The organism is Sphaerospermopsis reniformis (genome assembly GCF_005402885.1).
Classification (GTDB): Bacteria; Cyanobacteriota; Cyanobacteriia; order Cyanobacteriales; family Nostocaceae; genus Sphaerospermopsis; species Sphaerospermopsis kisseleviana.
Map to the genome: position 1 here is coordinate 1 of NZ_BJCE01000270.1, position 6,635 is coordinate 6,635.

Here is a 6,635-nt window from a genome sequence, read left to right on the forward strand (position 1 = left end):
GGGACTGGGGACTGGGGACTGGGGACTGGGGACTGGGGACTGGGGACTGGGTAATCAATTTGATTTTCCCAATCACCAATTACCAATTACCAATTACCAATCACCATCAACTAATATTAAGCTAATAAAAGAGAACAAATTGAGGGTAAAAACATGATTCTGCCTGGAGCCACTGTTCGCGTCAAAAATCCCGCAGATACATACTATCGGTATGAAGGACTTGTGCAACGAGTAAGTGATGGTAAAGTAGCTGTACTGTTTGAAGGTGGTAACTGGGACAAAATTATTACCTTCCGCTTGCCAGAATTAGAACTCGTAGAAACTACTGCCAAGAAAAAAGGAAAATAATTCTTTCGTCATTAGTCATCATTAGTCATCATTAGTCATCATTAGTCAGTTGTCATTTGTCAGTTGTCATTTGTCCACAGTTGATAAAAGACAGATGATAACTGATAACTGTTAACTGATAACTGATTGTCATGCGTCTACCCTTACCACAGTTTGCGACAGGCGATCGCCATCCTCACCACATTGCGGAGGTGATCGAAACCACAACTACCGAATTTTTGGCGCAATGTCTAGAACCAGAAGACTTGAGTTTTCCAGTTATGCCACCTTTTGGTAGTTGGGTTTGTGCTGTAGATGAAGAATCTGGGAATCAAATCTATGCTGTAGTATATCATGCCACAACTATGCCCATAGATTCTGTACACCGGGCTAGGGCGTTGGGTTTGTCTTTGCAAACTTTGCGAGAAGAACAACCCCAGATATTTGCTATGCTCAGAACAGAATTTCGGGCGGCAATTGTTGGATTTGAGCAGCAGTCACAAAATCTCAGTAACCAAGGAGTGTATCAGTATCTCCCACCACGTCCGCCCCAAATACATCAAGCGGTTTATCGGTGTCAACCAGAAGCGATCGTCAGGTTCACAGAAAAATTAGATTTTTTAAGGACGTTACTTTTGATTAATGGTGCGCCAGTAGAATCTTTAGCTGCATCTGCTATTCGTGAAGTTTACCAATTACGCAAAGCTGACAGAGAATGGCTGATTAAAGCTGGTCGCCATCTCAGTGTACTGCTAAAAGACGATTATGATCGACTACGCTTTATTTTGAGCCAAATTCACCCATAGGGAATAGGGAATAGGGAATAGGGAATAGGTAGCGAGCAGGGAGCGACAAAACTTCAACATTTAACATTCAACATTCAGTATTCAGTGTATAACTCCTGAGTCCTGGAAATTTTTGAACTCCTAATAGCTGATAACTGACAACTGATAACTGATAAATGTTTTTTATGATGCCACTTGTGTCACAAGTTCTGACGTTAGATCCAACCTTTCAAGTTCTAGGACCAGAACCTATTGTTCCCTTGGCTATTTTACTGTTAGTTATTTTTGTTATACCTATCCTCTTTGAGCGACTAAGATTGCCAGCATTAGTAGGTTTGGTTGGCTCTGGAGTGGTACTAGGTCCATCAGGTTGGCGCTTATTTGAACCTGAATTGCCAATGATGGCCTTGCTATCAGACATTGGGTTAGTTTACTTGATGTTTATCACCGGATTGGAATTTAATATCCCACTTTTCCGTCAACAGCAAAGTCGTTCCTTAATATTTGGTGCTTTTAGTTTCCTTTTACCCCTGATGCTAGGAACATTAGGAGGACGATTTTTGGACTTTAGTTGGCATAGTTCTATACTAATAGGCTGCTTCCTGTCTTCTCACTCTCTTTTGGCATATCCAATTATCAATCGTTTGGGATTGACAAATAATCAGGCTGTGACTATGACAATGGGAGCCACAATTTTTAAAGATATCGGCACACTGCTAATCTTAACTGTTGCTATCACCAGCTTTCATGGTGGGTTATCCAAATTTTCTCAACTAATAACTATATTAGGCTGGGTAATAATATACTTCATGATAGTGTTAGTCGGTTTTGATTGGGCGATCCAAGAATTTTTCCGCCGTTCTGGGGATGAGGAGGGTAACAAGTTTTTGTGTGTGTTGATGTCTGTATTTCTGGCAGTTGTCATTGCACAACTGATGGGTTTAAACAAAATTGTGGGCTTTTTCCTGGCAGGTTTAGCCGTTAATGAAGCTATAGGCGAAGGACCAGTTAAAGAAAAATTAATATTTATCGGCAGTGTTTTATTTATTCCTATTTTCTTTATTGACTTAGGTTTAAGGATTGATTTACCTAGCTTCTTTGCTGGGTACAGCACAATCAAGTTATTACTATTAATTTTAGTGGGTTTGATTGTCGGCAAATTTATGGCATCTGTGTTGGCAAGGTTGGTTTACCGCTATAGTTGGCAGGAAACACTAACTATTTGGTCACTATCTCTTCCCTTGGGAGGTACAACATTAGCGGTGGCTGTAGGGGGATACAGGTCTGGTGTACTGTCAGGAGAGGTATTAAACACTGCCATTATCTTGGTGCTGATTACAGCGACTTTGGGACCTTGGCTGACAAGTCTCATGGCTGCTGGGTGTGCTGTGAATTTGACCTGTTCATCGGTGGAAGAAGTATCACCAATTACTTTTTCTCAGCAGCAATCACAATCATCTCAGGGTAATTTTACTATCATCGTACCTATCCAAAATCCCCAAACGCAAAAGTATTTGATGGAAATGGCGGCCTTATTAGCCTGTCAATCCCAGGGTAAAGTTTTACCATTAGCGATCGCTCATGCTACATCTCAAATGGATGCACCCCAGTTAGATACCGCTTGGCAGCACAGTGAAAAGTTATTGGCTAAAGCCATTGCACAAAGTCAGTTATTAGGCGCACCAGCAGAACCATTACTGAGAATTGATGATGCTTTCGCTCCTGGAATATGCAGGACTGCTCGTGAACAAAAAGCGAATTTGATTATTATAGGTTGGGGTAAACGTACTGGTTTGCGGGCGCGTTTATTAGGGAATGTCATTGATAATGTGCTTTGGGCTTCCCATTGTCCAGTGGCTGTGGCACGTCTGGTAGAATCACCAAAAAAAATTCAGCGTATTTTAGTGCCGATAGAAAATTTAACCACGCCAGCACTTACACCTGTACAATTTGCTCAAACCTTGGCAGATGCTAATCAAAGCCAGATTACTCTTCTCAATGTTTGCGATCGCCGCACCAGTGCTAGTCAACTTTCTGCCAGAAGAGAGCATTTATCCCAATGGGTATCTAATTTAGCTGTGCCAAATCCACCAGAAATTCAAATTTTCACTCATGAAAATCCTGCTCAAGCTATTTTACAGGCTGCAAGATTGTATGATTTAGTTGTATTGCCTTTTATCCGTAATCGTACTATCCCTGGAGGGTTAGCTATGAGTGATGTTACCAGCGAATTAGCTAGGCAACTTACCTGCTCCATAATCATTCTGGGAGAACCACAACGCCATCATACACTTGCTTTGTCAAATATTAACCACAATAAAATAGCGGTTTCACAAAAATACTAACCACAATTCTGCTATATAAAACCTAGACAAAACTAGACTTTACTTTCTACTTCAACGGGAGCATGGGAGCAGTTATCCCTCAGTAGACTTTCACGCCTTAGCCAGACGCGATTGTGTTCCAATTAAGTTTCTGAAAAAGAATACCACCATCATTGCTTGGTTTTCGCGTCGGCAATAGTCTCAATTCAATACTTGATATCACCGTATTATATATCAAGTAGTTGATTTTTTCCTAAAAATATATTGATTTTTGTTAATACAAGTATAGTTTTGTCTATGAAATTGTCAACTTAGGACTTGCTCATTATTTAATTCATCATCACTGGCGACACTTCTTGTAAAAAAACTTGACATTTTTTAGATTATGTTGAAGATTTGATGAAAAATAACAGAAAATTCCAAATTCATTTAGAAGATAAAAGAAAATCAATAATAATTTTGTACAGGCTCTGTGGGAAAATTGCTTAATCTACTGAGAGTTATTTTCCTTAACTATGTATTAATATACTGAAGCCGGGTAATCTAAAAATAAGGATAATACCCCTGGAAATATCTAGAAAATAATTGGGAAACTATGAGAATTTTAGTGACTGGCGGTGCTGGGTTTATTGGTTCTCATCTGATAGACCGACTAATGGCTGATGGACATGAAGTTATATGTTTGGATAACTTCTATACGGGAAATAAACGCAATCTCCTCAAATGGTTCAATAACCCTTATTTTGAGATGATCCGTCATGATATTACTGAGCCAATTCGCTTAGAAGTGGATCAAGTCTATCATTTGGCTTGTCCTGCTTCTCCGGTGCATTACCAGTACAACCCCATTAAAACCGTCAAAACTAATGTGATGGGAACCCTGAATATGTTGGGGTTAGCTAAAAGGGTGAAAGCGAGATTTTTATTAGCTTCCACCAGTGAAGTTTACGGTGATCCAGAAATCCATCCCCAAACCGAAGATTATCGTGGTAGTGTTAATCCTATTGGTATCCGCTCCTGCTATGACGAAGGTAAAAGAATTGCGGAAACTTTGACATTTGACTACTACCGAGAAAATAAAGTTAATATTCGTGTAGCCAGAATATTTAACACCTATGGACCACGGATGTTAGAAAACGATGGTCGGGTAGTCAGTAACTTGGTTGTGCAAGCATTAAAGGGAGTTCCTTTAACCGTGTATGGTGAAGGTAAACAAACTCGCAGCTTTTGCTATGTATCTGATCTAGTTGAAGGTCTAATGAGGCTGATGAATGGTGATTACATCGGACCTGTAAATCTGGGTAATCCTGATGAATACACTATTTTAGAACTGGCACAGACAGTACAAAATATGGTTAACCCAGATGCAGAAATTAAGTTTGAACCCCTACCTTCCGATGATCCTCGTCGTCGTCGTCCCGATATTACCAAGGCAAAAACTTTATTAAATTGGCAACCTACCATTCCTTTACAAGAAGGGTTAAAACTAACAGTAGAAGATTTCCGTCAACGTATCAAAACTAATGATTAGTCTATAGTCAGTTCTCATTAGTCATTTGTTAACCAACAACTCATGACTAATAACCAATGACTGATAATAAAAAAACGAGGAGTTTAAAAAATGCGTGTTTGTGTAATCGGGACTGGTTATGTGGGTTTAGTCACAGGAGTTTGTTTAGCTTATATTGGTCATGATGTCATCTGCATAGATAACAACGAAGAGAAACTAAAGTTAATGAAATCTGGGCAGTCGCCAATTTTCGAGCCTGGACTTTCGGAAATTATGCAAGCTGCTATTAATAGTGGAAATATTCAATTTTCGTCGGATATGGCTGGGGGAGTTGCCCACGGGGAAATTCTGTTTATTGCTGTGGGAACTCCGCCATTACCTAATGGTGAAAGTGATACCCGTTATGTGGAAGCTGTAGCGCGTGGGATTGGAGCTAATCTCAATGGCGGTTATAAGGTAATTGTGAATAAATCTACAGTACCCATCGGTTCTGGTGACTGGGTACGGATGATTGTTTTAGATGGTATTGTTGAACGTCAGAAGTCATTGGTGGCGGTAGGTGGTTCATCTGCTGAGGAAAAACCACCGGAAATTTCCGCTCACTTTGATGTTGTGAGTAATCCAGAGTTTTTGCGGGAAGGTTCAGCAGTTTACGACACCTTTAACCCGGATCGGATTGTTTTGGGAGGGAACAGTCAACAGGCGATCGCCATGATGAAGGAACTTTATGCTCCGATTGTAAAACGCAAGTTTGCTGTTGATCAGTCTTTACCACCTGTACCAGTGCTGGTGACCGACTTGAGTTCAGCAGAGATGATTAAATATGCTGCCAATGCTTTTTTGGCAACTAAGATTAGTTTTATTAATGAAGTGGCAAATATTTGCGATCGCGTTGGTGCTGATGTTACCCAAGTAGCAAAAGGTATTGGTTTAGATTCCCGAATTGGTAACAAGTTCTTGCAAGCGGGCATAGGTTGGGGTGGTTCTTGCTTCCCGAAAGATGTATCAGCACTAATTCACACCGCTGATGATTATGGATATGAAGCCCAGTTACTCAAAGCTGCTGTGAGTGTGAATGAACGTCAGCGTTTGATTGCTTTGGAAAAATTACAACAAGCTTTAAAAATCCTCAAAGGTAAAACTGTGGGACTACTCGGTTTAACCTTCAAACCCGATACAGACGATTTACGGGATGCTCCTGCACTCAACTTGATTGAGCAACTCAATCGACTGGGAGCTAAAGTCAAAGCTTATGACCCGATTATTTCCCAAACAGGTATGCGTCATGGTCTTTCAGGAGTATTGGTAGAAACCGATGCCGAAAGACTGGCTGATGGCTGTGATGCTTTGGTACTCGTTACCGAATGGCAACAGTTCAGCACTTTGGACTATGCAAAAATGGCAAAATTAATGAACCACGCCGTTATGATTGATGGTCGTAACTTCTTGGACCCGGAAACGATGGTAAGAGCGGGTTTCCAATATGTAGGTGTTGGTAGATAAACGGTGATTGGTGATTGGTGATTGGGGACTGGTGATTGATGATTGGGGAGATGGGGAGATTACAGCTATTTTCAGGTAAATAAACCACATTTTGATTTAGGTTTCGCGTCAACAATGTAGGGGCGTTCGCGAAGCGTGCTGGAAGCATCAGCATTCGGATGATAGTCTTAGGTAAAAACCGATAAT

General features: G+C 40.6%; 5 protein-coding genes. All 5 read left to right on the forward strand.

All coding sequences use genetic code 11. The annotated features are described in order from the left end of the window. The first annotated feature begins 153 nt into the window (after nt 1-153). The 5 genes from FFR48_RS23870 (at nt 154) to FFR48_RS23890 (ending at nt 6,449) form a co-directional block, all read left to right on the forward strand. Nucleotides 154-348 (forward strand): NAD(P)H dehydrogenase subunit NdhS, encoded by a 195-nt coding sequence (locus FFR48_RS23870; protein ID WP_096569291.1) that lies wholly within the window; start codon nt 154-156, stop codon nt 346-348. A 131-nt stretch (nt 349-479) separates the two neighbouring features. Beyond that, a complete protein-coding gene (locus tag FFR48_RS23875) occupies nt 480-1,133 on the forward strand; it encodes an HAS-barrel domain-containing protein (protein ID WP_096569294.1) in 654 nt (217 codons plus the stop codon). 167 nt (nt 1,134-1,300) lie between these two features. Further along, complete coding sequence (locus tag FFR48_RS23880; protein ID WP_137669090.1) at nt 1,301-3,457, forward strand: cation:proton antiporter domain-containing protein; 2,157 nt, start codon at nt 1,301-1,303, stop codon at nt 3,455-3,457. Nucleotides 3,458-4,031: 574 nt separating this feature from the next. Further along, on the forward strand, nt 4,032-4,967 hold the full coding sequence (locus FFR48_RS23885) for a UDP-glucuronic acid decarboxylase family protein (protein ID WP_137669088.1): 936 nt from the start codon (nt 4,032-4,034) through the stop codon (nt 4,965-4,967). Between the two features lie 90 nt (nt 4,968-5,057). Beyond that, nucleotides 5,058-6,449: a UDP-glucose dehydrogenase family protein gene (locus tag FFR48_RS23890; RefSeq protein ID WP_137669089.1), complete on the forward strand. Its 1,392-nt coding sequence runs from the start codon at nt 5,058-5,060 to the stop codon at nt 6,447-6,449. Nucleotides 6,450-6,635 lie beyond the last annotated feature (186 nt).

What these genes read in the sequence shown, in the direction of transcription:
- FFR48_RS23875 (WP_096569294.1), top strand. Translation starts at nt 480, where the DNA reads ATGCGTCTACCCTTACCACAGTTTGCGACAGGCGATCGCCATCCTCAC.
- FFR48_RS23880 (WP_137669090.1), top strand. Translation starts at nt 1,301, where the DNA reads ATGCCACTTGTGTCACAAGTTCTGACGTTAGATCCAACCTTTCAAGTT.
- FFR48_RS23890 (WP_137669089.1), top strand. Translation starts at nt 5,058, where the DNA reads ATGCGTGTTTGTGTAATCGGGACTGGTTATGTGGGTTTAGTCACAGGA.
- FFR48_RS23870 (WP_096569291.1), top strand. Translation starts at nt 154, where the DNA reads ATGATTCTGCCTGGAGCCACTGTTCGCGTCAAAAATCCCGCAGATACA.
- FFR48_RS23885 (WP_137669088.1), top strand. Translation starts at nt 4,032, where the DNA reads ATGAGAATTTTAGTGACTGGCGGTGCTGGGTTTATTGGTTCTCATCTG.